Consider the following 23,235-nt stretch of genomic DNA (forward strand, 5'->3'; position numbering starts at 1 on the left):
GCCTTCGGACTCCTCCGCAGGCCTTCGGGCGCTTCGCGTTCACTTCCCCTTGGGCCGGGGCACTTCCTGGCCCGGCTGGGCCTCCCGGCTTGCCCCCGCCTCCTCCAGCCGCTGGAGGTAGCGCTGCCACATCTCCTCTTGCTTGAGGCCGTACTCGTAGAGCAGGTCCCAGGAATAAATGCCGGTGTCGTGGCCGTCGGAGAAGGTGAGCTGGATCGCGTAGCTGCCCACGGGCTCGATGTGGGTGATGGTCACGTCTTTTTTGCCCACCTGCAGCACTTCCTGGCCGGGCCCGTGGCCCCGCACCTCTGCCGAGGGGGAATAGACCCGCAGGAACTCGCACGGCAGGCGAAACGTCCTGCCGTCGGCAAAAGAGATCTCCAGGACTTTGGAGGCCTGGTGCAGCTTGATCTCGGTGGGCGGGGGGACGTCCTTGCTCAATCCGGCCATGGGCTTGAAGGTCGCAGAAGCGCTGTAAAACAACATGATAAACCACCCGCGGAGAAACCGACAGGCGCATCGGGGCAGCAAGGCCCGCGTCCTTGTCACGCGGCTGTAATATTGGGTACATACGATTTCCCACAGCGAAGGGAAGGAAAAGGAGCGCAGGATGAGCGCTACGGTGCTGGTGGTGGAGGACGAGCCGGGGATCCAGGAGCTCATCGCCTATAACTTGCGGCAAGCGGGGCATCTGCCCCTGCACGCTGAGAGCGCCGAAGAGGCGATGCGCATCGTCAAGAGCGCCCTGCCCGACCTGGTATTGCTCGACTGGATGCTGCCGGGGGCGAGCGGCATCGAACTGGCACGCCGGCTGCGCGCCGACGAGCGCACCAAGGCCATTCCCATCATCATGCTCACCGCCCGCAGCGAGGAGCGGGACAAGGTGGACGCCCTGGAAACCGGCGCCGACGACTACATCACTAAGCCTTTCTCGCCCCGGGAGATGATCGCCCGGATCCGGGCCGTGCTGCGCCGGCGGGCGCCCCAGATGACGGACGACCCGGTGACCATTGGGGGGCTCACCCTGGATCCCGCCACCCATCGGGTCGCCGGCGACGGCGTTCCCATCAACCTGGGACCCACCGAGTTCCGGCTCCTGCACTACCTTATGACCCACCCGGAGCGGGTCCATTCCCGGGCCCAGCTCCTGGACCAGGTGTGGGGGGACCACGTGTTCGTGGAGGAGCGTACCGTGGACGTACACATCCGCCGCCTGCGCAAGGCCTTGGAGCCGTCCGGCAAGGCGGGTCTCGTTCAGACCGTCCGCGGCGCGGGCTACCGGTTTTCCGCGTCCTGACCCCGCCCCGGGTGCGCCGGGGATCCGGGGCGCGCTTTGTGGGGCAATCCTCCCTTTCTTGCCCGGGTTCCTGCCCAGGGATGAAAGGACGCGGGGCCGCGCCCGGGCGCCCGCTGGACGGGTCCCTTCCCTGCGGGGGAAAATCGCATCGTTTTCCCGGGCCTGTTTCTCGGGCCATACTGGACGGCCGTGGATAACTTCTGGCAGCGTCTCCTCATCGGGCCGGCCGTGGTCAGCGGGGCTTCCCTCATCGCCTGGGTGGCCTTCGGCGGCGCCGCGGGGCTCCTCACCCTGAGCGCCCTGCTGGTCGCATTACTCGCCCACGATCTGCGCAACCTGGCGGCCCTTTACCGGTGGCTACAGCGGCCCGATCCCGTCCGCATGCCTGCCACCACCGGCCTCTGGGACCACCTGTTCGCCCATCTCTATCGGCTCACTCGGGCCCAGGCGCGGAACCAGGAGGAGCTGGCGGTGGCGCTGCGGCGATTCCGGGAGGCCGCCACCGTCTTTCCCGACGGGATCGTGATCCTGGACGCCCAGGACCGCATCCAGTGGTGCAATCCCACCGCTGCGAAGCACCTGGGCATCGATCCGCGCCTAGATGTGGGCCAGCAGGTCACTCGCCTGGTGCGCCACCCGCGCTTCGTGGAATACCTGAACGCCCAGAACTACCGCGAGCCCCTGGTGATCCGGCTGGAGCGGGACCTGCCCTTGACCGCCGCCATCCAGCTCATCCCCTACGGGGACACGGAAAAGCTCCTGATCAGCCGGGACATCACCAGCCTGGAGCGGGCGGAGACGGTGCGCCGGGATTTCGTGGCCAACGTCTCCCACGAGCTGCGCACCCCCCTCACCGTGGTGGCCGGTTTCCTGGAGAACCTGGCGGACGGCCCCGGCATGGACCCGGAGATGCAGCGCCGTGCCCTGGAGCTGCTACGGCAGCAGACCCAGCGCATGCAGCGGCTGGTGGAGGATCTGCTGGTCCTGTCCCAGCTCGAGGACGCTCGCAATCCCCTGCGGGAGGAGCGGGTGAACGTGCCCGAGCTGCTGCGCCTGCTGCACCACGAAGCCCTCTCTTTAAGCGCGGGGCGGCACCGCATCGGGCTGGAGATCGAGACCGGCGCCGGGTTGCTCGGCAGCCCCGAGGAGCTGCGCAGCGCCTTCGGCAACCTGGTGAGCAACGCCGTCCGCTATACCCCGGAAGGGGGGCGCATCGAGATCCAGTGGAAGGAGGAGGGGGGCGAGCTGGTCTTCAGCGTCCAGGACACCGGCATCGGCATCGAGGCCCATCACATCCCGCGGCTCACCGAGCGCTTCTACCGGGTGGACCGCAGCCGTTCCCGGGAGACGGGTGGCACGGGGCTGGGGCTCGCCATCGTCAAGCACGTGCTCTCGCGCCACCAGGGGGTGCTGGAGATCGAAAGCGAGGTGGGGAAAGGCAGCCGCTTTAGCGCCCGCTTTCCCGAAGCCCGGCGCCTGCCGGAGACGGCCTCCGCGCCGCCGAGCCGGGCGGGGGTGGCCTAGCGCTCACGCGGGCGAAAACCCCACCCGCTCGTAGTCGGCGCCCCGCTCCACCAGCAGCTCCAGCTTGATCTTCCGGGTCTCGTCGTCCCGCGCGAGCTCCAGCAGCCGCTGGGGCTGGTAGATCCCCTTGGACACGATCAGGCTGCCCCGCAGGTTGAGGGAGGGGATCTCGGGCAAGAGCAGGGCTTCCAGATAGGGTTCGCTGGACGCCGCGTTGGGGCCCGCCGGCCGCACCGCCACCGGCTGGGGCGCGCCGGGCAGGGTGCGCAGCCCCGCCTGAAGCTGGCCGCTCCGGGTCACCACCAGCCAGCGAATCACGCCCAGCAGGCGCCAGCTCGCGTTGGGGAGCTTGAGGGCGAGGAGCTGGTTCACCTGCAGCCGCTCCCCCGGACCGTCGCGCTCGATGCGCATGCCGAGGACGCTCTCGTCCTTGACCGACCAGGTTTCTTCTTGGACCGGGCCCGCGGCCGGCTTGCCCGCCGCCTGGGCGGGACTCGCGGGGCGCCTTTTCGCCCCCGGCTGGGCGAAGGGCCTACCGGCGGCGATTTGCCATATCGCCGAGATGCCGAAGCACACCTGGGCGGTGTTGATGGAGGGGCGGCGGTCGAAGCTGCGGGTGGGCGCCCCTTCGCACCAGTAGCGGTGCAGTTGGGCGAGGAGCTGGCCGCAGCCGGGCTGCTCGCAGTCGCGGCCGAGCCCCAGGGACTCGGGCTTCTGTCCCTGCTGCAGCAGGATCTGCTTCACCCGCAGGGTCTTGCTGATCTCGGACAGGTCCAGATAGCGGGTCGCCTCGGAGGGGGCGAGGTGGGAGAGGGACTGCAGGCCGCTTCCGCCCTTGAGGTGCACCGCCAGCATGGGCACCTTCTCGTTGCCCCGGCGCGGCGCCCGCAGGACGGCCACCGCGTCGCTCCAATGGCGCAGCCAGCGCTGGGCGAGCTCGATCTGCTTGGGGCTGAGCTCGAAGGGGTTGGCGTGGCACAGGAGCAGGGACTCCACGTACGCGGTGCGGCAACTACTGGGCCTGGCCTCCCCCGGCCCATCCATGACGTTGGCATCGGCGAAGCCCTGCTCCTCTGCGAAGGCGTACAGGCCGTGGAGCTGGGCCCAGAGCTGCGCCGGATACTCGTAGCGCATGCGGGCGTAATCGACGAGCTGGACCCCGGTGTAGCGCAGGCAGCGCTGGATCAAGAGCGGCCGCTCGGCGGCGCCCGCCCCTGCCTCCAAGCAGTGGCGGTAGCCGAGCACCATCTGGGCCCAGATCCCGATCAGGGTCATGAAGGCCCCGTGCTCGGCCTCCGACAAGGGCAGCGGGCGGCCCGCCAGGCGCCTGGCTAGCTCGCCCTGCACGTAGGTCACCGTCTCCCGCAGGCTCTCCATGATCTGCAGTCGCTCCGCCGGCGGGAGAAGATACTGGCCCAGGGCGGCGAGCTCCCGGTAGAGCGCCTGGTGCGCCGCGCGGATGTCGGTCAACTGGAACTGGGCGAGCCACTGGGCGCAGGTGGCCCGATCGACGATGGCGCCGCGTTTCTCGGGCCGGGCGATTGGCAGCGGGCTGGCAAACACGGACGGGCTCAAGGGCGCCCCGGCAGCCGGGCGTCCAGGGCCGAGGCAAGCCGCTCGCGCCAGGCGGGAGGCGGCGCCGGCCGGGAAGCGCGGCAGGGTTCCGCCCAAACGGCGGCGGGAAAGTGGCGGTCGGAGCGCCAGCGGGGGATTACGTGCCAGTGCAGGTGGGGCACCTGGTTGCCGAGGCTCGCCAGGTTGATCTTGTCCGGCGCGAGCGCTGCGCGCAGCGCCTCCTCCACGGCGAACACCACCTCCATGAGGGCCGCCCGCTCGCCAGCTGCCAGATCCGTCATTTCCTTTGCATGGCGGTTGAGGATCACGCGACAGTAGCCGGGATAGTCGGGCTCGTCCACCAGCACCACGCGGCACAGGTCGCTCGACCAGAGCACTTCGCCCGTGCCGCCTTTACAGAGCTCGCAGTTCATGAATGCTGCGCGGGCGAGGGGCTTACAGCAGCACCCGCTCGATGCCGCCTCGATTGGCCTGTTCGACGTAATCGGCTAGCCAATTGGGCCCCAGGATGTGGCGCGCCATTTCCACCACGATGTAATCGGCGGTGGTGCCGGCGTCGTCATTATAGCGCGCGAGCCCCTGCAGACAAGACGGGCACGAGGTGAGGATCTTGATCTCGCCCGGGTTGTCCCGGGCGCGGATGCGCGCCACGCCTTTGCGGATCTCCTCCTCCTTGCGCAGCCGCACCTGGGTCGCCACGTCCGGGCGGCTCATGGCGAGAGTCCCGGCCTCGCCGCAGCAGCGCTCGTTGAGTTCCACGCCGCCGCCCATCAAGCCGTTCACCACCTTGAGCGGCGGATGGGTCTTCATGGGCGTGTGGCAGGGATCGTGGTACATGTAGCGCACCCCTTGCACCCCTTCTAGGTTGACCCCTTTCTCCAGCAGGTACTCGTGGATGTCCAGCAGCCGGCAGCCGGGGAAGATCTTGTCGAACTCGTACTTCTGGAGCTGATCCATGCAGGTGCCGCAGGAGACGATCACCGTCTTGATGTCCAGGTAGTTGAGGGTGTTGGCCAAGCGGTGGAACAGCACCCGGTTGTCGGTGATGATCTCCTGCCCGCGGTCGTGCTGGCCCGCGGCGGTCTGGGGATAGCCGCAGCAGAGGTAGCCGGGAGGCAGCACCGTGATGGCGCCCACGTGGTAGAGCATCGCTTGCGTCGCGAGGCCCACCTGACTGAACAGGCGCTCCGAGCCGCAGCCAGGGAAGTAGAATACCGCGTCGGAGTCTTCGTTCACCTTGCGGGGATCGCGGATCACCGGGACGATGGCCGGGTCCTCGATGTCCAGGAGCGCCCGGGAGGTTTTCTTCGGCAGGTTGCCGGGCATGGGCTTGTTCACGAAGTGGATCGCCTGGGCGCGGAGCGGCGCCCGGCCCACGGTGGCGGGCGGGCGGCTCGTTTGCGCCCGGGCGAGGCCCAGCCGCTTGGCCCAGCCGTAGGCGAACCGCTGGGCCTTGTAGCCCCATTCGATCATTCCCTTGCGCAGGAGCTTGATGGTGTTCGGGTCGGTGGCGTTCAGGAAAGCCATGGCCGCCCAGGTGCCCGGGTTGAACTTCTGCTTCCCCTGCTTGCGTAGGAAGTTGCGCATGGCGATGGAGACGTCGCCGAAGTCGATGTCCACCGGACAGGGTGCCCGGCACTTGTGGCACACCGTGCAGTGGTCGGCTACGTCGCCGAACTCGTCGAAATGCTCCAGCGCGACGCCGCGCCGGGTCTGCTCCTCGTACAGGAACGCTTCGATCAGGAGCGAGGTGGCCAGGATCTTGTTGCGCGGGCTGTAGAGGAGATTGGCCCGGGGCACGTGGGTGGCGCACACCGGCTTGCATTTGCCGCAGCGCAGGCAGTCCTTGATGGAGTCGGAAATGGCCTTGAGCTCGCTCTGCTCCAGGATCAGGCTCTCCAGCTCCAGCAGGTTGAAGCTGGGCGTGTAGGCGTTGGCCAGGTCGGCGCCCGGCAGGAGCTTGCCCCGGTTGAAGTGACCGTTGGGATCGATCCGCTGCTTGTAGGCGCGGAACGCTTCGACCTCGCCCGGCTCAAGGAACTCCAGCTTGGTGATGCCGATGCCGTGCTCGCCGGAGACGACGCCGCCCAGGGACTTGGCCAGGGCCATGATCCGGCGCACGGCGGCGTTGGCCTCCTGAAGCATTTCGTAGTCGTCGGAGTTGACCGGGATGTTGGTGTGCACATTGCCGTCACCGGCGTGCATGTGCAGGGCCACGAACACTCGGCTCTTGAGCACCCGCTGGTGGATGGCCTCGCACGCCTCCAGCGCCGGCTGGAAGGCTTTGCCGCCGAAGATCTGCCGCAGGGGCTCCCGTACCTCTTTTTTCCAGGACACCCGCAGCCGGTAGTCCTGCAGCACCCCGAACACCGTGTCTTCGGGTCCCACGCCCTCGGGCCAGGCCACCGGTCCGTCCGCCGGCAGCGCACCGATTGCACGGTCCAGGTTGTCCAGCAGGAAACGCCACCGGGTCCGGGCATTGCGGATCAGCTCCAGGGCCTGCTCGGCCCGGTTGCCGATGACCTCTGCCTTGGGAATCGACTCATCCTCCAGCGCCACCGGAAGATCGCCCTGCAGGAACTCTTCCAGGGCATCCAGCAGCCGGAGCTTGTTCTTGATGGACAGCTCGACGTTGATCCGCTCGATGCCGTCGGTGTAGTCGCCGAGGCGGGGGAGGGGAATGACCACGTCCTCGTTGATCTTGAAGGCGTTGGTGTGCCTGGCGATGGCCGCCGTGCGGCCCCGGTCGAGCCAGAAGCGTTTGCGCGCCTCCGCGGTGACGGCGATGAAACCTTCGCCGCCCCGGTGGTTGGCGATGCGCACCACCTCGGAGGCGGCGCGGGCCACTTCCTGCTCGTCGTCGCCCACGATGTCGCCGATCAGCACCATTTTGGGCAGCCCGTGGCGCCGGGCCTTGGTGGCATAGCCCACCGCCTTGAGGTAGCGCTGGTCCAGGTGCTCCAGTCCGGCCAGGACGGCCTTGGGGTGCCGGTCCAGATAATCCTTGATCTCCACGATGGAAGGCACCGCCTCGTGCACGCTCCCGAAGAACTCCAGGCACACCGTGCGCACGTGGGCCGGCATGCGATGCAGGATGAAGCGGGCGGAGGTGATGATGCCGTCGCAGCCCTCCTTTTGTACGCCGGGCAGCCCCCCGAGCACCTTGTCGGTCACGTCCTTGCCCAGCCCCGGCTTGCGGAAGGCGCGGCCCGGGATCTCCAGGATCTCGGGTTCGCCCAGCGGGGTCTTCCCGTCGTCGGCATAGCGGGTGACGCGAAAGCGCGCCACTTCCACCTCGTGGATCTTGCCCAAGTTGTGGTCCAGCCGCTCCACGGTGAGCCAGCGTCCCTCGGGGGTGACCATGCGCCAGGCGGCCAGGTTGTCCACCGCGGTGCCCCACAGCACCGCCTTTTTCCCGCCGGCGTTCATGGCGATATTGCCGCCAATGCAGGAGGCGTCCGCCGAGGTGGGGTCCACGGCGAACACCAGCCCCTCGGCTTCGGCGGCGTCCATGGCCCGCCGGGTCACCACCCCCGCCTGGCACAGGAGGGTGGGCACCTCCAGGTCGAGCCCCGGGAGCTTCACCCGCTCCACCGGCCCCAGGCGCTCCAGCTTCTCGGTGTTGATCACCGCCGAGCGCTTGGTGAGGGGCACAGCGCCGCCGGTGTAGCCGGTGCCGCCGCCCCGGGGGATGAGGGTGAGGCCGAGCTCGATACAGGCCCGCACGATGGGAGCGATCTCCTCCTCGGTGTCGGGGTGGATCACCACGAAGGGGTACTCCACACGCCAGTCGGTGGCGTCGGTCACGTGGGACACCCGCGCCAGGCCGTCGAACTGGATGTTGTCTCGGCGCGTCACCCGGGAAAGGCGTCTCAGGACCCGCCGGCGCAGTTTCGCCACTTCCTCGAACTCGGCCTCGAAGGCGTCCACAGCGGCGTGGGCCCGGTCGAGGAGGATCTTCACCTTTTCGCTGCCTTGGCGCCGCTCCTCGATCAGGGCGAGGCGATGGCGCAGGGCCTCGACCAGGGCTTTCCTTCGGGCCCGGTTCCCGAGCAGGTCGTCCTGGAGGTAGGGGTTGCGCGACACCACCCAGATGTCGCCCAGCACCTCGTAGAGCATGCGCGCCGAGCGGCCGGTGCGCCGCTCGGCCCTAAGCTCGTTAATCAGGTGCCAGGAGGGCTCCCCCAGGAGGCGGATCACGATCTCCCGGTCGGAGAACGAGGTGTAGTTGTACGGGATTTCCCGCAGACGGGCGGCGGCGGGAAGGAGCGCGGTCGGAATGTCGAGACCCACTGCAGCACCAGGACGGCTTAAAAGAAAATTTTACCGCACTGCGGGAGGGGACTCACCCATGACGGCCGGAGGGATAATGGTGCAACGCCTCTGTCATCCCGCGAGCTGGGCGATGGCGAGATAACGGGCGAGCTTGCCCAGGGCCATGAAGCCCGCCGACCACCAGGGGTTGACCCGCAGCCAGCCGGCGGCGACGCACAGGGCGTCGCCCGCCACGGGCGCCCAGGCGAAAAGGAGCGCCGCGCTCCCGTATCGCCGCACGAAGGCCAGCCCCTTGAGGGGCTCTTTGGGCGGGATCAGCCGGCCGATCAGATAGGAGGTCATCCCGCCTAGGGTATTGCCCAGGGTGGCGACCCCGATGGCGGGAAAATAGAGCTCCGGCGAATGCTTAAGCACGCCGAAGAGGACCGCCTCGGAGCCGCCCGGCAGCAGGGTGGCGGCGAGAAAGCTCGACAGCAACAGGGCCAGGAGGCTCCAGTGCTCCGTCATGGGCGTCTTTTTTCCATCAAGGCTTTAATCTACCATTGAGCGGCCCGACTCGCCGTGCCCGGCGCTACCCTCTGAACTTCCGGTCAACGGTTGACGAACCATTGACCGCTGTCCCCCCTCACCCGGGGGAGGGACTGGATGGTTTTCTTCCTCCGCTGGGGGAAGAAGAAGTGGGATCTCCTCTCCCGGTGGGAGAGAGGGAAGGGGAAAGGGCCGGGCCGCCTGCATAGAAAGGAGTGCTTCATGGACCCGCATGTCAAGCAAGAGCTCGATAGCCTGTGCCCCGCCCCGGAAATGAATCGCCGCGCCTTCGTCGCCGGGCTCCTCGCCGGCGGCTTTGCACTGGCGGTGCAGCCCGTGTACGCCGAGACGCTGATCAGGACCGATTCCAAGGGCCTGGTGGACGGAGAAGTGTCCGTTCCCACCGCCGACGGGAAGATCCCCGCCTATCGGGCCATGCCCGATCAGGGCGGGCCGTTCCCGGTGATCCTGGTGGTGCAGGAGATCTTCGGCGTGCACGAATACATCCAGGACGTGTGCCGGCGCCTGGCCAAGCTGGGTTATCTCGCAGTCGCGCCCGAGCTTTTCCACCGCCAGGGGGATCCGCGCAAGTACGAGAGTATCCCCGACCTCCTCAAGCACGTGGTGTCCAAGGTGCCCGATGCCCAGGTGCTGTCCGACCTGGACGCGGCGGTTGCCTGGGCCGAGAAGAGCGGCTTCGGTGACGGGAAGCGCCTGGGCATCACCGGCTTTTGCTACGGCGGGCGCATCGTTTGGCTCTATGCCGCTCACAATCCGCGGCTGAAGGCGGGGGTGGCCTGGTATGGGCGCATCGTCGCGGAGCGTACGCCCACCATGCCCACCCATCCCATCGATGTGGCGGACAAGCTGCACGCCCCCGTGCTCGGGCTCTACGGCGGCGCCGACCAGGGCATCCCCAACGACACGGTGGAGAGAATGCGGGCGGCGCTCAAGAAAACGGGCAGCCCCTCGGAGATCATCCTGTACGAGGGCATGCCCCATGGCTTCCACGCCGACTATCGGCCCACCTATCGCAAGGACGCCGCCGAGGATGGCTGGCGGCGCATGCTCGCCTGGTTCAAGAAGCACGGGGTGGCCTGAGGGCGTCCCCGCGGGCCCGTGTCAAGGGTGCGCCGGGCCGTCGAGCGCCGGGACGCGCATCTCCGGCATGTAAAAGTGGAAGCTGCCCCCTTTCTTCTTGGCGTGATACATGGCCATGTCGGCGTTGGTCGTGAGGGTGGCGAAGTCCTTCCCGTCCTCGGGGTAGACGCTGATGCCGATGCTGCACGAAATGCCGAGCTCGTGGCCGGCGGTGCAGATCGGCGCCGAGAGGGCCTCGAGGATTTTTTCCCCGACGGGAGCCGCGTCGTCGGCCCGCGCTAGGTCGGCGAGGCCGGCGGCGCCGACGCAACGCTTTGTTTTGGCCCGGCAAGATCGCCCGCCCGGTGCGCCTCTCGCCGGTGGGAGGGTTACCCTTGCCAGCGGGCAGTCGCCGCCCCATCATTTGCGGCTTTCGCACCCCTCAGCGGAATGGAAATCATCGTTCTCGGCGCCGGCGTGATCGGCGTCACCAGCGCCTGGTATCTGGCGGAGGCCGGCCATCGCGTCACGGTGGTCGAGCGTCAACCCGGCCCGGCGCTGGAGACGAGCTTCGCCAACGGCGGCCAGGTGTCCGTGAGTCACGCCGAGCCCTGGGCCAATCCCGAGGCGCCGGCCAAGCTGCTGCGCTGGCTTTGGCGCGAGGACGCGCCGCTCAAGTTCCGCCCGCGGTGGGAAGCGGCCCAGTGGGCCTGGGGCGCGCGCTTTCTGTTGGAATGCCTGCCCGCCCGCACCCGGAGAAACGCCGCCGCCATCGCGGCCCTCGCCCGCTTGAGCGGCGCGAGCCTACGGGAGCTGCGCGCACGGACGGGGATCGAGTACGACCAGCTCGCCCGGGGCATCCTGCACGTCTTCACCGAGCCGGAAGACTACGAGGCGGCGCGGCGGAAGCTTCCGGCGCTGACCGCCCTGGGCTTGCGCCTAGAGCTCAAGTCCGCCGCCGAGTGCGTGGGCCTGGAGCCCGCCCTCGCGGCGAGCCGTGCCCCCATCCACGGGGGCTTGTACTGTCCGGACGACGAATCGGGCGACGCGCGCAAGTTCACCGAAGCGCTGGCCGCTTTGGCGGCCCAGCGCGGGGTCGCTTTCCGCTACGGGACGCGAATCGAGGGCCTGCAGACCGGCGGCGGCCGCGTGACGGGCGTGCGCGTGGCGGCGGGCGGCGGGAGCGAAGTCCTGGGCGCCGACGCCCACGTGGTCTGCCTCGGAAGCTATAGCCCGCGGCTCCTCGCGCCCCTGGGCGAGCGCCTGCCCATCTATCCGGTGAAGGGCTACTCGGTCACGGTGCCGGCGGGCGAGGGGGCGCCCGTGGTGAGCCTGACCGACGAAGCGCGAAAGCTCGTCTTTTCGCGCCTGGGCGACCGGCTGCGGGTGGCGGGGATGGCGGAGCTTGCGGGCTACGATCTTTCCCTCGACCCGCGCCGCTGCGCCCTGATCCTGGACCGGATGTTCGAGCTCTTTCCCCGGGCCGGCGATCGGGCCGCCGCCGAATGCTGGACGGGCTTACGGCCCGCCACGCCCGGCAACGTGCCGGTGATCGGGCGCTCCCGCCGCTATGAGAATCTTTACCTGAACACCGGGCACGGCACCCTGGGTTGGACTCTGGCCTGCGGCTCGGCGCGGGTGCTCGCCGATCGGGTGGACGGTCGCAACCCGCCGATCGAATTTCCGTGGTGGGGCTGATCGGGCCAAGGCATCCCCAGGCGGATTCGGCGCACGCTTGTTTACCCTGGCGACGGCGGCGCTTATGCTGATCGACGCCATGAGCGCCGAAGCCCGTCCGCCCTGCGCCCCCAACCGTCACGGCGGGGAAAAACCCATCGTCATCGCCCACCGGGGCGCGAGCGGTTATCTTCCCGAGCACACCCTGGCTGCCTATTCCGTGGCCATCCTCCAGGGCGCCGACTGCATCGAGCCCGACTTGGTCATGACCCGGGACGGGCATTTGATCGCGCGGCACGGCAACGTGCTGGATCTCACCACCGACGTGGCGCGCCGGCCCGAATTCGCCGACCGCCGGACCACCAAGGTGGTGGACGGCGTCGGGGTCACCGGCTGGTTCAGCGAGGACTTCACCCTGGCGGAGATCAAGCAGCTTCGCGCCATCGAGCGCATCCCCGACGTGCGGCCGGCCAACGCCCGGTTCGACCGCCAGTTCCAGGTGCCCACCCTGCAGGAGATCATCGACCTGGTGAAGGCCCACGAACGCGCCCTGGGCCGCAGAATCGGCCTCTATCCGGAGACCAAGCATCCCACCTACTTCCAGCGGTTGGGGCTCCCCATGGAAGAGCCCCTGGTGGAGATGCTGTGCCGCAACGGCTACGAGGAGGCTCCAGAGCGGGTGTTCATCCAGTCCTTCGAGGTGGGGAACCTCAAGAAGCTCGACCGCATGACCGGGATCCCGCTGGTGCAGCTCCTGGGGCGGGAAGGCAAACCCTACGACGTGGAAGCGGAGGGCGGGACGCTCACCTACGACCAGATGGCGACGCCCCAGGGTTTAGCGGACATCGCGACTTACGCCGACGGGGTGGGGCCGGAGAAATATCATTTCATCCTCGCCCCCGACGCCGAGGGCCGGCTCGACCCGGCCAACGCCAGCGATTTCGTGAAGAACGCCCACGCCGTGGGGCTCGAGGTGCACCCCTACACCTTCCGCGCCGAGAACCGCTTTCTGCCGGCGAGCCTACGCTCCTCCGACGACCCCAACGCCCTGGGGGACGGGGAAGGGGAGATCGCGGCGTTTCTCGCCACGGGCGTCGACGGCTTCTTCACCGACCAGGCCGATGTCGGCGTGCGGGCGCGGGACGCTTTCGTCGCGGGAAATCGCTAGCCCACGCCCCGGGCCGGTCTTTACTCTTCTTCCTCGCCGAGGGGCTGGACGTCCAGCACCTCGAAATCCACGATCTCGGCCGTGTCCTTGGGCACGGCCAGGGACAATTCCAGGTCGTGGATGACGTCGTCCCAGTCCACGTTCTCCGCCAACTTGAGGGACAGCCGCACGGTGAGATTGATCTCTACGTTCTTGGCCACGGGAAGTCGCCTCCTCCTGATGGATCGCTACGGACTCACGGCCGCCCGGCACCCGGCGGCGGTTGGGACGGCCCTCGATAAGGGACAGTGACCGCTCTCGCCCGGGAAGTTCCCTGGCCGCCGAGCCTGGTCCACGAAAGCCCCGGCGGCGCGCTCGGGCTTCTCAATGCTCCGGATCCGCCACGCTCGTGAGGGGCAGGCGCATCCCGTGCTTCGCGCTTCGAGTGCCGTCGGCGTATACCGTTTCGAACCCGAGGCGCCGGTAGAAACCCACGGCATGGGGGGAGGAGACCACGGTGACGAACTCCGCCTCGGGGCACTCCATCTCGATCCGGCGCACGGCCTCGGTCACCAGGGCCCGGCCGATGCCCCGCCCCTGGTATTCCTTCCGCACAAAGAGGGCGACGATATGGGACGGCCAGCGCACCTGGATCAGGCCGGCGAGGCGCCCGCCCTCCTCCGCCACCAGGGTGAGATAGCCGTAGGCCTGGCGGGCGAGGAGCGCTTCGGGGGCGGCGAACTTGGCAAAACTCGCCTTGCCCCACTCGTCGAAGTCCTTGGCCATGAACTCGTCGAAGGCAGCCAGCATGAAGCGGGAGATCTCGGGAGCCTCCTCGGGCTGCATGGGGCGGATCGTGGCAGAAAGGGGCCTTTGCCGCGTCTGTCCCCGGCCTTCGGCGATCATGGGGCGGCGGGCTGCCGATCAGAAGGAGAGCACCTGGTCCGCCGTCGCGGCGGCGGCCACGTAATCGCCCATGGTCTTGTAGGTGGCGGTGGCGACCCAATTGTCCGGCGTCACGTTTCGACCCTTGCCGCACGCCTCGCACACCCAAAAGGGCACGTTCTGGGAAAGGAGCGCCTCCACCAGGACCTGCATGGCGGGCATGTTGACCCCCTGGATCTTGTCGTAGACGTGGCGGTTGGCGATCACCACCGCCTCGCCTTGGAGCCACACGGTCACTTCGTGGCCCTGCTCGCGGGCCACTTTGGCCGCCATCATGCCCAAGGTGGCGCGGGTGGGGTCGTCGGTTCCGGAAGAGACTGCGATCAGGAATTTCATGGCGATCCTCCTTGACCCTTCAGAAGAGAAGGCGCTTCATTTTTTCTTCGGCACGTACAGGTCGGTGATGGTCCCCTCCGCCATCTCGGCCGCGAAGCACACGGTCTCGGACAAGGTGGGGTGGGGGTGGATGGTGAGGCCGATGTCCTCGGCGTCGGCGCCCATCTCCAGGGCGAGCACCGTCTCGGCGATGAGCTCCCCGGCGTTGGGGCCCACCATGGCCGCCCCCAGGAGCCGCCGGCTCTGCTGGTCGAAGAGCAGCTTGGTGAGGCCGTCGGCGCCGCCTTCGGCGAGGGCCCGCCCGCTCGCCGCCCAGGGAAACACCGCCCGCTCGTAGGCGATGCCCTGGGCCTTGAGATCGAGCTCCGTCGCTCCCATCCACGCCACTTCCGGGTCGGTGTAGGCCACCGAGGGAATCGCCCGGGCGTCGAAGGCGCTTTTGAGCCCCGCGATCACTTCGGCCGCCACCTTGCCCTCGTGGGTCGCCTTGTGGGCGAGCATAGGCTCGCCCACGATGTCGCCGATGGCGAAGATGTGAGCGACGTTGGTGCGCTGCTGCCGGTCCACCGGGATGGTGCCGCGCTCGTCCACCCGAACGCCCGCGGCTTGCGCCTGGATGGCGTGCCCGTTGGGCCGGCGCCCCACCGCCACCAGCACCCGGTCGTAGACCTGGGGTGCGGGGGCTTGCTCGCCCTCGAAGGTGGCCTTGAGGCCTTCTTTCAGGGCCTCGAGCCGGGCGACCTTGGTCTTGAGATAGATCGCTTCATACCGGGCCCGGATTCGCTTCTCCAGGGGCTTCACCACGTCCCGGTCGGCCCCGGGGATGAGTCCATCCAGGAGCTCCACCACGCTCACTTTCGAGCCCAGGGCGTGGTAGACGGTGGCCATTTCCAGCCCGATGATGCCCCCGCCGATCACGAGGAGCCGCTTGGGAATTTCGTCGAGCCGCAGGGCGTCGGTGGAATCCATCACCCGGGGGTCCTCGTAGGGCAGCCCGGGGAGCTTGGCCGCTTGGGAGCCGGCGGCGATGACCGCGTAGTCGAAGGTGAGGGTCTTTTCCCCCTCGGCGGTCTTGACTTTCAGGGCGTGGGGCCCACTGAACTCGGCCACCCCTTGCACCACCTGGACCTGGCGCTGCTTGGCGAGCCCCGCGAGCCCCTTGGTCAGGCGCCCCACCACGTCTTCCTTCCACTTGCGCAATCCCGCCAGCTCGATCTGGGGCTGCCCGAACGTGATTCCGGCATGCCCCAACTCCTGGACCTCGGTCAGGACCTTGGCCACGTGCAGGAGCGCTTTCGAAGGAATGCAGCCCACGTTGAGGCACACCCCGCCCAGGGCGGGATAGCGCTCCACCAGGACCACCTTTTTCCCCAAGTCGGCGGCGCGGAAAGCGGCCGTGTAGCCCCCAGGACCCGCCCCCAGCACCAGCACCTCGGCGTGAAGATCGCCCTTCGCGACCGCCGCGGGCGGCGGCGCCGGCGCGGGAGCGGGGGGCGGTGCGGCGGGCCGCTCGGGTGCATTGGCCGGGGGGACCTCCGCGCGGGCCGCTTCCGCCTTCGCCGGCGCCTTTGCCTCTGCCGCCTCCGCTTCCAGGGTCAGGATGAGGGAGCCCTCGGAAACCTTGTCGCCCACCTTCACCTTCACCTCTTTCACCACGCCCGCCCGGGGCGAGGGCACGTCCATGGTGGCCTTGTCGGACTCCAGGGTGATCAGGCTCGCCTCTTTTTCGATGCGGTCGCCGGGCTTGACCAGGACGTCGATGACCGGCACATCCTTGAAGTCGCCGATGTCGGGGACGCGTATATCAACGAGCTGGGCCATTTTTGATCTCCTCCGCGCTGGCCTTGTTGCTTACAGCATCTCCGGTTGCGGAGCGCATGCTGGGGATACTGCGCTACCGGATCCACTCGTGGCGGGAATGCCCGCGCCTTTGAGATTCGCCAAGAATGCTCCTGTTGGCAAGTCCCGGCGATGAACTGGATCGACGGCCCGTCGCTTGACGGCTAACCCGCGGTTCCAAATCGTCTCCTGGGCCTGAACCCACGAAGAGCAGCGCTCATGTGCCTAGCGATCAAGGAGCGGAGCCCCTTCATCGAAAACCCGGATCAGGTACGGACGTGCCCGTCCCCCAGCACCACGAACTTGAGGCTGGTGAGGCCCTCGAGGCCCACGGGGCCGCGGGCGTGGAGCTTGTCGGTGGAGATGCCGATCTCGGCGCCTAGGCCGTACTCGTAGCCGTCGGCGAAGCGGGTGGAGGCGTTCACCATAACCGAGCTGGAGTCCACTTCCCGCAAGAAGCGCAGGGCGCGGGTGTAGTCCTCGGTCACGATGGCGTCGGTGTGCTGGGAGCCGTAGCGGGCGATGTGGTCGATGGCCTGGTCCAGCCCGTCCACCACCCGCACCGCCAGGATCGGCGCCAGGTACTCGGCGTACCAATCCTCCTCGGTGGCCGGCTTCATCTGCGGCACGAGCCGGCGGCTCTCCTCGCAGCCCCGCAGCTCCACCCCCTTGTCCAGGAAGAGGCGGGCGAGCCGGGGCAGCACCGCAGGCGCGATGGCGCGGGCGACGAGCAGCGTCTCCATGGTGTTGCAGGTGCCGTAACGCTGGGTCTTGGCGTTGTCGGCGATGCGGATCGCCTTTTCCAGGTCGGCGCCCTCGTCGATGTAGACGTGGCACACCCCGTCCAGGTGCTTGATCACCGGGATGCGCGCTTCCTTCGAGATGCGCTCGATCAGGCCCTTGCCCCCCCGCGGGACGATGACGTCCACGTAGTCCTTCATGGTGATCAACTCGCCCACTGCGGCCCGATCGGTGACCTCCACCACCTGCACCGCCGCATGGGGCAGCCCCGCCGCTTCCAGCCCCTCGTGCACCAGAGCGGCGATGGCCTGGTTGGAGCGGATCGCCTCCGACCCGCCCCGCAGGATGGCGGCGTTTCCAGCCTTCAGGCACAGCCCCGCCGCGTCGGCGGTCACGTTGGGCCGGGCTTCATAAATGATGCCGATCACGCCCAGCGGCACCCGCATGCGGCCCACCCGGATCCCCGAGGGACGATACTTGAGGTCGATGATCTCCCCCACCGGGTCCGGGAGCTGGGCGATCTGGCGCAAGCCGTCCGCCATGGCGGCGACGCCTTTGGCGGTCAAAGTCAGCCGGTCGATCAGGGCGGGCTCCAGGCCCTTGGCCCGGGCCGCCTCCACGTCCTTGGCGTTTTCCGCGAGGAGCCGCTCCTGCGCTCGCTCGATGGCGACCGCCATGGCCTCCAGGGCCCGGTTCTTGGCGGCGGTCTCGGCCTTAGCCATGGCGCGCGCCGCTTCCCTTGCGGCGCGCCCCAGCGCCTGCATGTACGCCTTGATGTCCCGTTCCGAAGAGAGATCCATGACCCAGATTCTAAACCGTTTTGGCCTGCGCCGCCGATGCGTCCGCGAGCGTCAGGGCGAGCCGCACCAGCTCGCTCCACACGTCCCCGGGGGCGAGCCCCTTGGCCATGCGGTCGAGCCGGGCGAGCTCCTGCAGGGTCCAGTCCAGCCGGGCCGGATCGAAGCGCTGGGCGGCGCCCGGCGTCCAGGCTTGGCGCGCACCCCACACCCGCGCTTCCCGCAGCGCCTGATCGCGTTTTCTGCCCTGCCAGAGGGCCGACTGGAGGCGGGCCACGGCGCGCACGTCTTCGGCGATCTGCCACAGCACCAGGGGAAGGGCCGCCCCTTCGCCCCGCAGGCCCTCCAGCACCCGGGCGAAGCGGGCCACGTCGCCGCCGAAGAGGGCTTCCCCCAACTGGACCGGCTCATAGCGGGCCACGTTGGCCACCGCCGCTCGCACCGCCTCCCCGGGCAGGGGTCCCGGCGGGAACAGGAGCGCGAGCTTTTGCACTTCCTGGAACGCGGCGAGGAGGTTGCCTTCCACCCGCTCGGCCATGAACGCCAGGGTCTCGGCGTCCGCCTGCTGGCCCTGGGCGGCAAGGCGCGCGGCGATCCAGCGGGGCAGCTGCTCTCGCGGGACCGGTTTCGCGTGCACCACGACGCCTGCCCGCCCTAGGGCCTCGAACCAGCGGCTCCCGAGAGCGGAACGCTCCAGTTTGGGCAGCTCGATCAGGGTCGCCGCGTCCGCTGGAAGCCCCTCGCAATAGGCGACGAGGGCCTCGGCCCCGGCGGCGCCCGGCCGTCCGGTGGGTACGCGCAGTTCGATCAGCTTGCGGCTGCCGAAGAGGGAGAGGCTGGCGCCAGCCGCGGAGAGGCTCCCCCAGTCGAAACCGCCTTCGGCGATGAAAAGCGCCCGCTCCGTGTACCCCAGGGCCCTGGCCCGGGCGCGGATGCGGTCGGCCGCTTCCTGCGCCAGTAGCGGCTCCTCCCCGTGGATCGCGTACAGGGGCGCGAAGCGCTTGGCGAGCTGGGCCGGCAGGGCTTCGGAGTCGATGACGGGCATGGCGGCGAAAAAGGGCAATTTTCCCTGTGCGGGGGCGGGTCGGCTCGGGTCCGAGCCTCCGCGGCGGGTGCTTCAGCCTGCCTTGGGCCTCACTGCCGCCAGCCGGAGCAGGATCTGTTGGACCGCGTCGTTCTGCATGTCCCGGTAGAGCAGCGCCTCCTCCTGTTCCTTGGCCAGCACCTGGGTGTCATCGTAGGTCAGGGCCCGCTTAAGGGAAATCTGGGACGGGGCGATCAAGGGCTGGCCCTTGGCGTCGTTCATGTGGAACTGTACCCGCAGCCGCAGCTCCAGCTCCCGCACCCGTCCCGCCCCGGAGAGGGAGAGGATCAGGCGGTCCCGGGCGACGCCGTCGATGAACAGCACCGCTTCGGCCGCCTTGGAGTCGTCCACCAGCCGGGCGCCCGTGCCGGCGGCGACCGCCCGCTTAAGCTCGGTCAGGAAAACGGGGTCACCGCCTGTGACGTGAAGCGTTTTGAACGCCAGGTCCTGGGTGCCCCGCAGCCGAAAGCCGCAGCCCGCGGCGAGCAGGGCAAGGGGCGCGCTAGCTAGGAGACCGCGCAGCCACCGGCGCCGGGTCTCAAGGATCGTCATGGTGCGGGGATTATAGCGCCGAGGCGCGGAGAAAAAACGCTTTGCAAAAGCCAAAGGTGTACAGAATGGGAAGGAAGTAAAAGGACCGCTCTTTCTGTTTGCTCTTGGCGCCCTTTACGTTGAGAAAAAGTTTTTTCTCTCCGCCTTTGTGTACTCCGCGGCGGGTTGACGGCGCCCTTATCCTTCGGGAACTCCGTACCCGCCGCCGCCGGGGGTTTCGATGACGAAGACGTCGCCCGCGTCCCCCGCCGTTTCGTCGGTAGCCCCCAGATCCTGCCGCGACCCGTCCCGCCGCTCGATCCATGCCCGTCCCGGCGCACCCGGCTCCCCGCCGAAGAGTCCGAAGGGTCGTATCCGCCGGCGTCCCGCGAGGATGCCCACCGTCATGGACTCCAGGAAGCGAATGCGGCGCGTGACGCCGTCGCCGCCCCGATGGCGGCCTCGCCCGCCGCTGCCGCGCCGGACGGAGAAGGCTTCCACCAGAACAGGAAAGCGCCACTCCAGCACCTCCGGATCGGTGAGGCGGGAGTTGGTCATGTGGGTGTGCACGGCGCTCGCCCCGTCGAAGTCGGGGCCCGCCCCGGCACCGCCGGCGAGGGTCTCGTAGTATTGGTAGCGTTCGTTGCCGAAGGTGAAGTTGTTCATCGTGCCCTGAGAGGCGGCGAGCACCCCTAAGGCGCCGTAAAGGGCGTCCACGATGTTCTGGGACGTCTCCACGTTGCCCGCCACCACGGCGGCCGGGGGGCGGGGATTGAGCAGGGACCCTTCCGGAATGATGATCTCGAGGGGTTCCAAGCAGCCGCTGTTGAGCGGGATGTTTTCCTGCACCAGGGTGCGGAACACGTACAGCACCGCGGCCAGCGTGACCGCCCGGGGGGCGTTGAAGTTGTCGGATCGTTGCGGGGAGGTGCCGGTGAAGTCCACCACGGCGCGTCCCGCGTTCCGGTCCACCGTCACCCGGACCCGGATCACGGCGCCGTTGTCCATTTCCAGTTGGAAAGCGCCGGCTTTGAGCTTGCCGATCGCCTGGCGCACGGCTTGGGCCGCGTTGGCCCGCACGTGGTCCATGTAGGCGCGCACCACCGGCAGCCCGTAGTGGTCCACCAGGCGGCGCAGCTCCTGCGCGCCTTTCTCGTTGGCAGCCACCTGGGCCCGCAGGTCGGCCAGGTTCTGCTGCGGATTGCGGCACGGGTGGGGGCCCGAGGAAAGCAGCGCGAGCAGTTCCAGCTCGCGGAAGCGGCCTCCGTCCACCAGATGGAAATTGCGGATCAACACGCCTTCCTCCTCCACCCGCGTCGAGCGCGGCGGCATGGAGCCGGGAGTCAAACCCCCGATGTCGGCGTGATGGCCCCGGGAGCCCACGTAGAACAGGACCTCCCGGCCGTCCCGGTCGAACACCGGCGTGATGACCGTGACATCCGGAAGATGGGTTCCGCCGTGGTAAGGGTCGTTGGCCGCAAAAGCGTCGCCCGGCCGCATGCGCCCGGCGTTGTCCCGGATCACCTGCTTCACCGTTTCCCCCATGGAGCCGAGATGCACCGGGATATGGGGCGCGTTGGCGATCAGGTTGCCCTCGCCGTCGAACACGGCGCAGGAGAAGTCGAGCCGTTCCTTGATGTTGACCGAATGGGCGGTATGGGCAAGCCGCAGGCCCATCTGCTCGGCGATGGACATGAAAAGATGGTTGAAGATCTCCAGCTTCACCGGGTCCGCCTGGGTGCCGAGGGCGACGCGCCGTGGGCGGGGCGTCGCGCGGGTGAGGACGAGCTCGCCTTGGTCGCCCACCCGGGCCGCCCAGCCGGCCTCCACCACCGTGGTGGCGTTCGCTTCGACGATCAAAGCAGGTCCCTGGACGCGCTGGCCGGGGACGAAACACTCCCGCCGGTACAGAGGCGTTGCGCGGGCGCTTCCCGCCACGACCATCTGCACCGTGGCCAGGGGAGAAGGCGGTTCGCCGCGTGCGGCGCGGGCGCCGGGGAGTGCCGCCCACGCGCAAGGCGCGGCGGGAATTTCGTCTTGCGCCACCGCTTCCACCGACACCGTCTCCACCACCAGGGGCCGCTCCGGCATGAGAAAGCCGTAGAGTTGGCGGTGGAGCGCTTCGAAGCGGCGCACCATCTCCTCGATCGGGCCCTCGTCCACGGGCAGCGCCGTGTCGGTGCCCTCGTAGCGCACATGCGCGCGCCGCGCGACGCGGATCGACGCCTGGCCAATGCCTTGGGCGGCGAGCTCCTCGCGCGCGGCCTGCTCCAGTTGGTCGAGGGTAGCCGCGAGCGGGGCCATGGATGCCGCCGTCAAGGGGCGCTCCACGGCGTGGCTGCGCATCGCGGTCACCTCGGCGATCCCGATGCCGTAGGCCGATAGCACCCCGGCCAGGGGATGGAGCAGCACCGTGTCGATGCCCAAGGCGTCGGCCACGCGGCACACGTGCTGACCGGCCGCGCCGCCGAAGCCGTTGAGCACGTACTCGCTCACGTCGTAGCCGCGCGCGACCGAAATATGCTTGATGGCGTTGGCCATGTTGGCCACGGCCACTTCGATGAAGCCTTCGGCCACCTGCGCCGGCGTGCGGGCGAGACCCGTTTCCCGCTCGATCTCGCGCGCGAGCGCGGCAAACTTCTCCCGCACGATCTCGGCGTCCAGGGGCTCGTCGCCCGCGGGGCCGAACACCTTGGGAAAATACTCGGGCTGGATGCGTCCCAGCATCACGTTGGCATCGGTGACGGTCAGCGGTCCCCCGTTGCGGTAGCAGGCCGGCCCGGGCAAGGCGCCTGCCGAGTCCGGTCCCACCTGGAACCGGCCCTGGTGGAAGCGCAGAATGGAACCCCCGCCGGCGGCCACGGTGTGGATGGCGAGCATCGGCGCCCGCAGCCGCACGCCCGCCACCTGGGTGTCGAACACCCGCTCCAGCTCGCCGCAATAGTGGCACACGTCGGTGGAGGTGCCGCCCATGTCGAAGCCGATGATTTTCTCGAACCCTGCTGCGCGGGCCGTGCGCACCGCGCCCACCACGCCCCCCGCCGGGCCCGAGAGGAGGCTGTTGCGTCCCTGAAACTGGGGCGCCCCCGTAAGTCCCCCGTTCGACTGCATGAACATGAGGCGCACGTCGCCCAGCTCCGCGGCCAGCTGATCCACGTACCGGCGCAGCACAGGGGAGAGGTACGCGTCCACCACAGTGGTGTCGCCTCGCGAGACGAGCTTCATGAGGGGGCTCACCTCGTGGGAGGCGGAGACCTGGGTGAAACCCACTGCTCGGGCGAGATCGGCCAGCCGGCGCTCGTGGTCCGGGTAGCGCCAGGCGTGCACGAGCACGATGGCGACCGCGCGCAGACCCTCCCGGTAGGCGGCCTCCAGCGCTTCCCGCGCGGCGGCCTCGTCGAGGGGCGTGATGACCTCGCCGTGGGCGCTCAGGCGCTCGCGCACCTCGACCACCTGACGGTAGAGGGGTTGCGGCAGGACGATGTTCAGATCGAACAGGCGCGGGCGGTTCTGGTAGCCGATGCGCAACTGGTCCCCAAAGCCCTGGGTGATGAGAAGCAGCGTGGGTTCCCCGGTGCGGGTAAGGAGCGCATTGGTGGCCACCGTGGTGCCCATCTTGACCACGTCGATCTCCTCGGCGGGGATCGGCGCGCCGGGCGCGAGCCCCATCATGCGGCGGATGCCCTCCACCGCGGCGTCCTGGTAGCGGCCGGGGGCTTCCGACAGGAGCTTGAGCGTCCGGAGCTCGCCCTCGGGCGTGCGCGCCACCACGTCGGTGAACGTGCCGCCGCGGTCGATCCAGAACTGCCACTTGCCCCGGTTTGCATCCATGAATCGGTTACAGAGGAGCCTCTTGAGT

The 23,235-nt window shown here is 68.7% G+C and carries 19 protein-coding genes; 5 read left to right on the top strand and 14 right to left on the bottom strand.

Annotated elements, in window-relative coordinates; genetic code table 11:
* Positions 1 to 39: 39 nt before the first annotated feature.
* On the bottom strand, positions 40 to 450 hold the full coding sequence (locus ACUVYZ_RS04540) for a gamma-butyrobetaine hydroxylase-like domain-containing protein (RefSeq protein ID WP_439933621.1): 411 nt from the start codon (positions 448 to 450) through the stop codon (positions 40 to 42).
* A gap of 160 nt (positions 451 to 610) precedes the next feature.
* Between ACUVYZ_RS04540 and phoB the strand changes: the two genes are divergently transcribed.
* Both phoB and phoR read left to right on the top strand, forming a co-directional pair.
* A complete protein-coding gene (phoB, locus tag ACUVYZ_RS04545; protein ID WP_439933484.1) occupies positions 611 to 1,297 on the top strand; it encodes a phosphate regulon transcriptional regulator PhoB in 687 nt (228 codons plus the stop codon).
* Between the two features lie 189 nt (positions 1,298 to 1,486).
* Positions 1,487 to 2,821 carry a phosphate regulon sensor histidine kinase PhoR gene (phoR, locus tag ACUVYZ_RS04550; protein ID WP_439933485.1) on the top strand — a complete coding sequence of 445 codons (1,335 nt, stop codon included), beginning with the start codon at positions 1,487 to 1,489 and terminating at the stop codon, positions 2,819 to 2,821.
* Positions 2,822 to 2,824: 3 nt separating this feature from the next.
* Here the strand turns inward: phoR and ACUVYZ_RS04555 are convergent, their stop codons facing one another.
* The 4 genes from ACUVYZ_RS04555 to ACUVYZ_RS04570 form a co-directional block, all read right to left on the bottom strand.
* Complete coding sequence (locus tag ACUVYZ_RS04555; protein ID WP_439933486.1) at positions 2,825 to 4,384, bottom strand: hypothetical protein; 1,560 nt, start codon at positions 4,382 to 4,384, stop codon at positions 2,825 to 2,827.
* Positions 4,385 to 4,392: 8 nt separating this feature from the next.
* Positions 4,393 to 4,809: an HIT family protein gene (locus tag ACUVYZ_RS04560; RefSeq protein WP_439933487.1), complete on the bottom strand. Its 417-nt coding sequence runs from the start codon at positions 4,807 to 4,809 to the stop codon at positions 4,393 to 4,395.
* A 22-nt stretch (positions 4,810 to 4,831) separates the two neighbouring features.
* On the bottom strand, positions 4,832 to 8,689 hold the full coding sequence (locus tag ACUVYZ_RS04565) for a DUF3683 domain-containing protein (RefSeq protein ID WP_439933488.1): 3,858 nt from the start codon (positions 8,687 to 8,689) through the stop codon (positions 4,832 to 4,834).
* Between the two features lie 93 nt (positions 8,690 to 8,782).
* Positions 8,783 to 9,178: a YqaA family protein gene (locus tag ACUVYZ_RS04570; RefSeq protein WP_439933489.1), complete on the bottom strand. Its 396-nt coding sequence runs from the start codon at positions 9,176 to 9,178 to the stop codon at positions 8,783 to 8,785.
* A 243-nt stretch (positions 9,179 to 9,421) separates the two neighbouring features.
* Here ACUVYZ_RS04570 and ACUVYZ_RS04575 point away from each other — a divergent pair, with 243 nt between their 5' ends.
* Positions 9,422 to 10,300: a dienelactone hydrolase family protein gene (locus ACUVYZ_RS04575; RefSeq protein ID WP_439933490.1), complete on the top strand. Its 879-nt coding sequence runs from the start codon at positions 9,422 to 9,424 to the stop codon at positions 10,298 to 10,300.
* 21 nt (positions 10,301 to 10,321) lie between these two features.
* Here the strand turns inward: ACUVYZ_RS04575 and ACUVYZ_RS04580 are convergent, their stop codons facing one another.
* Positions 10,322 to 10,681 (bottom strand): diguanylate cyclase domain-containing protein, encoded by a 360-nt coding sequence (locus ACUVYZ_RS04580; RefSeq protein WP_439933622.1) that lies wholly within the window; start codon positions 10,679 to 10,681, stop codon positions 10,322 to 10,324.
* A gap of 48 nt (positions 10,682 to 10,729) precedes the next feature.
* Here ACUVYZ_RS04580 and ACUVYZ_RS04585 point away from each other — a divergent pair, with 48 nt between their 5' ends.
* Together ACUVYZ_RS04585 and ACUVYZ_RS04590 are read left to right on the top strand one after the other, a co-directional pair.
* The gene (locus ACUVYZ_RS04585; protein ID WP_439933491.1) at positions 10,730 to 11,977 is read left to right on the top strand and encodes a D-amino acid dehydrogenase; all 1,248 of its coding nucleotides are present in this window, start codon (positions 10,730 to 10,732) and stop codon (positions 11,975 to 11,977) included.
* A 64-nt stretch (positions 11,978 to 12,041) separates the two neighbouring features.
* Positions 12,042 to 13,124: a glycerophosphodiester phosphodiesterase gene (locus ACUVYZ_RS04590; RefSeq protein WP_439933492.1), complete on the top strand. Its 1,083-nt coding sequence runs from the start codon at positions 12,042 to 12,044 to the stop codon at positions 13,122 to 13,124.
* A 20-nt stretch (positions 13,125 to 13,144) separates the two neighbouring features.
* Here the strand turns inward: ACUVYZ_RS04590 and ACUVYZ_RS04595 are convergent, their stop codons facing one another.
* The 8 genes from ACUVYZ_RS04595 to ACUVYZ_RS04630 form a co-directional block, all read right to left on the bottom strand.
* Entirely contained in the window at positions 13,145 to 13,324 is a 180-nt protein-coding gene (locus ACUVYZ_RS04595; RefSeq protein WP_439933493.1) for a hypothetical protein, read from the bottom strand.
* A gap of 163 nt (positions 13,325 to 13,487) precedes the next feature.
* Positions 13,488 to 13,949 carry a GNAT family N-acetyltransferase gene (locus tag ACUVYZ_RS04600; RefSeq protein ID WP_439933494.1) on the bottom strand — a complete coding sequence of 154 codons (462 nt, stop codon included), beginning with the start codon at positions 13,947 to 13,949 and terminating at the stop codon, positions 13,488 to 13,490.
* A gap of 78 nt (positions 13,950 to 14,027) precedes the next feature.
* A complete protein-coding gene (locus ACUVYZ_RS04605) occupies positions 14,028 to 14,384 on the bottom strand; it encodes a DsrE family protein (protein WP_439933495.1) in 357 nt (118 codons plus the stop codon).
* Between the two features lie 36 nt (positions 14,385 to 14,420).
* Positions 14,421 to 16,205, bottom strand: a complete 1,785-nt coding sequence (gene lpdA / locus ACUVYZ_RS04610; RefSeq protein ID WP_439933496.1) for a dihydrolipoyl dehydrogenase — start codon at positions 16,203 to 16,205, stop codon at positions 14,421 to 14,423.
* A 284-nt stretch (positions 16,206 to 16,489) separates the two neighbouring features.
* Positions 16,490 to 17,764, bottom strand: a complete 1,275-nt coding sequence (locus ACUVYZ_RS04615; protein ID WP_439933497.1) for a glutamate-5-semialdehyde dehydrogenase — start codon at positions 17,762 to 17,764, stop codon at positions 16,490 to 16,492.
* A 10-nt stretch (positions 17,765 to 17,774) separates the two neighbouring features.
* Positions 17,775 to 18,824, bottom strand: coding sequence for a DNA polymerase III subunit delta (holA, locus tag ACUVYZ_RS04620; RefSeq protein ID WP_439933498.1), 1,050 nt, complete (start codon positions 18,822 to 18,824; stop codon positions 17,775 to 17,777).
* Positions 18,825 to 18,878: 54 nt separating this feature from the next.
* Positions 18,879 to 19,397 carry an LPS-assembly lipoprotein LptE gene (locus ACUVYZ_RS04625; protein WP_439933499.1) on the bottom strand — a complete coding sequence of 173 codons (519 nt, stop codon included), beginning with the start codon at positions 19,395 to 19,397 and terminating at the stop codon, positions 18,879 to 18,881.
* A 177-nt stretch (positions 19,398 to 19,574) separates the two neighbouring features.
* Entirely contained in the window at positions 19,575 to 23,207 is a 3,633-nt protein-coding gene (locus ACUVYZ_RS04630) for a hydantoinase B/oxoprolinase family protein (RefSeq protein WP_439933500.1), read from the bottom strand.
* Positions 23,208 to 23,235 lie beyond the last annotated feature (28 nt).

It is taken from the genome of Pelomicrobium sp. P1, assembly GCF_052805615.1.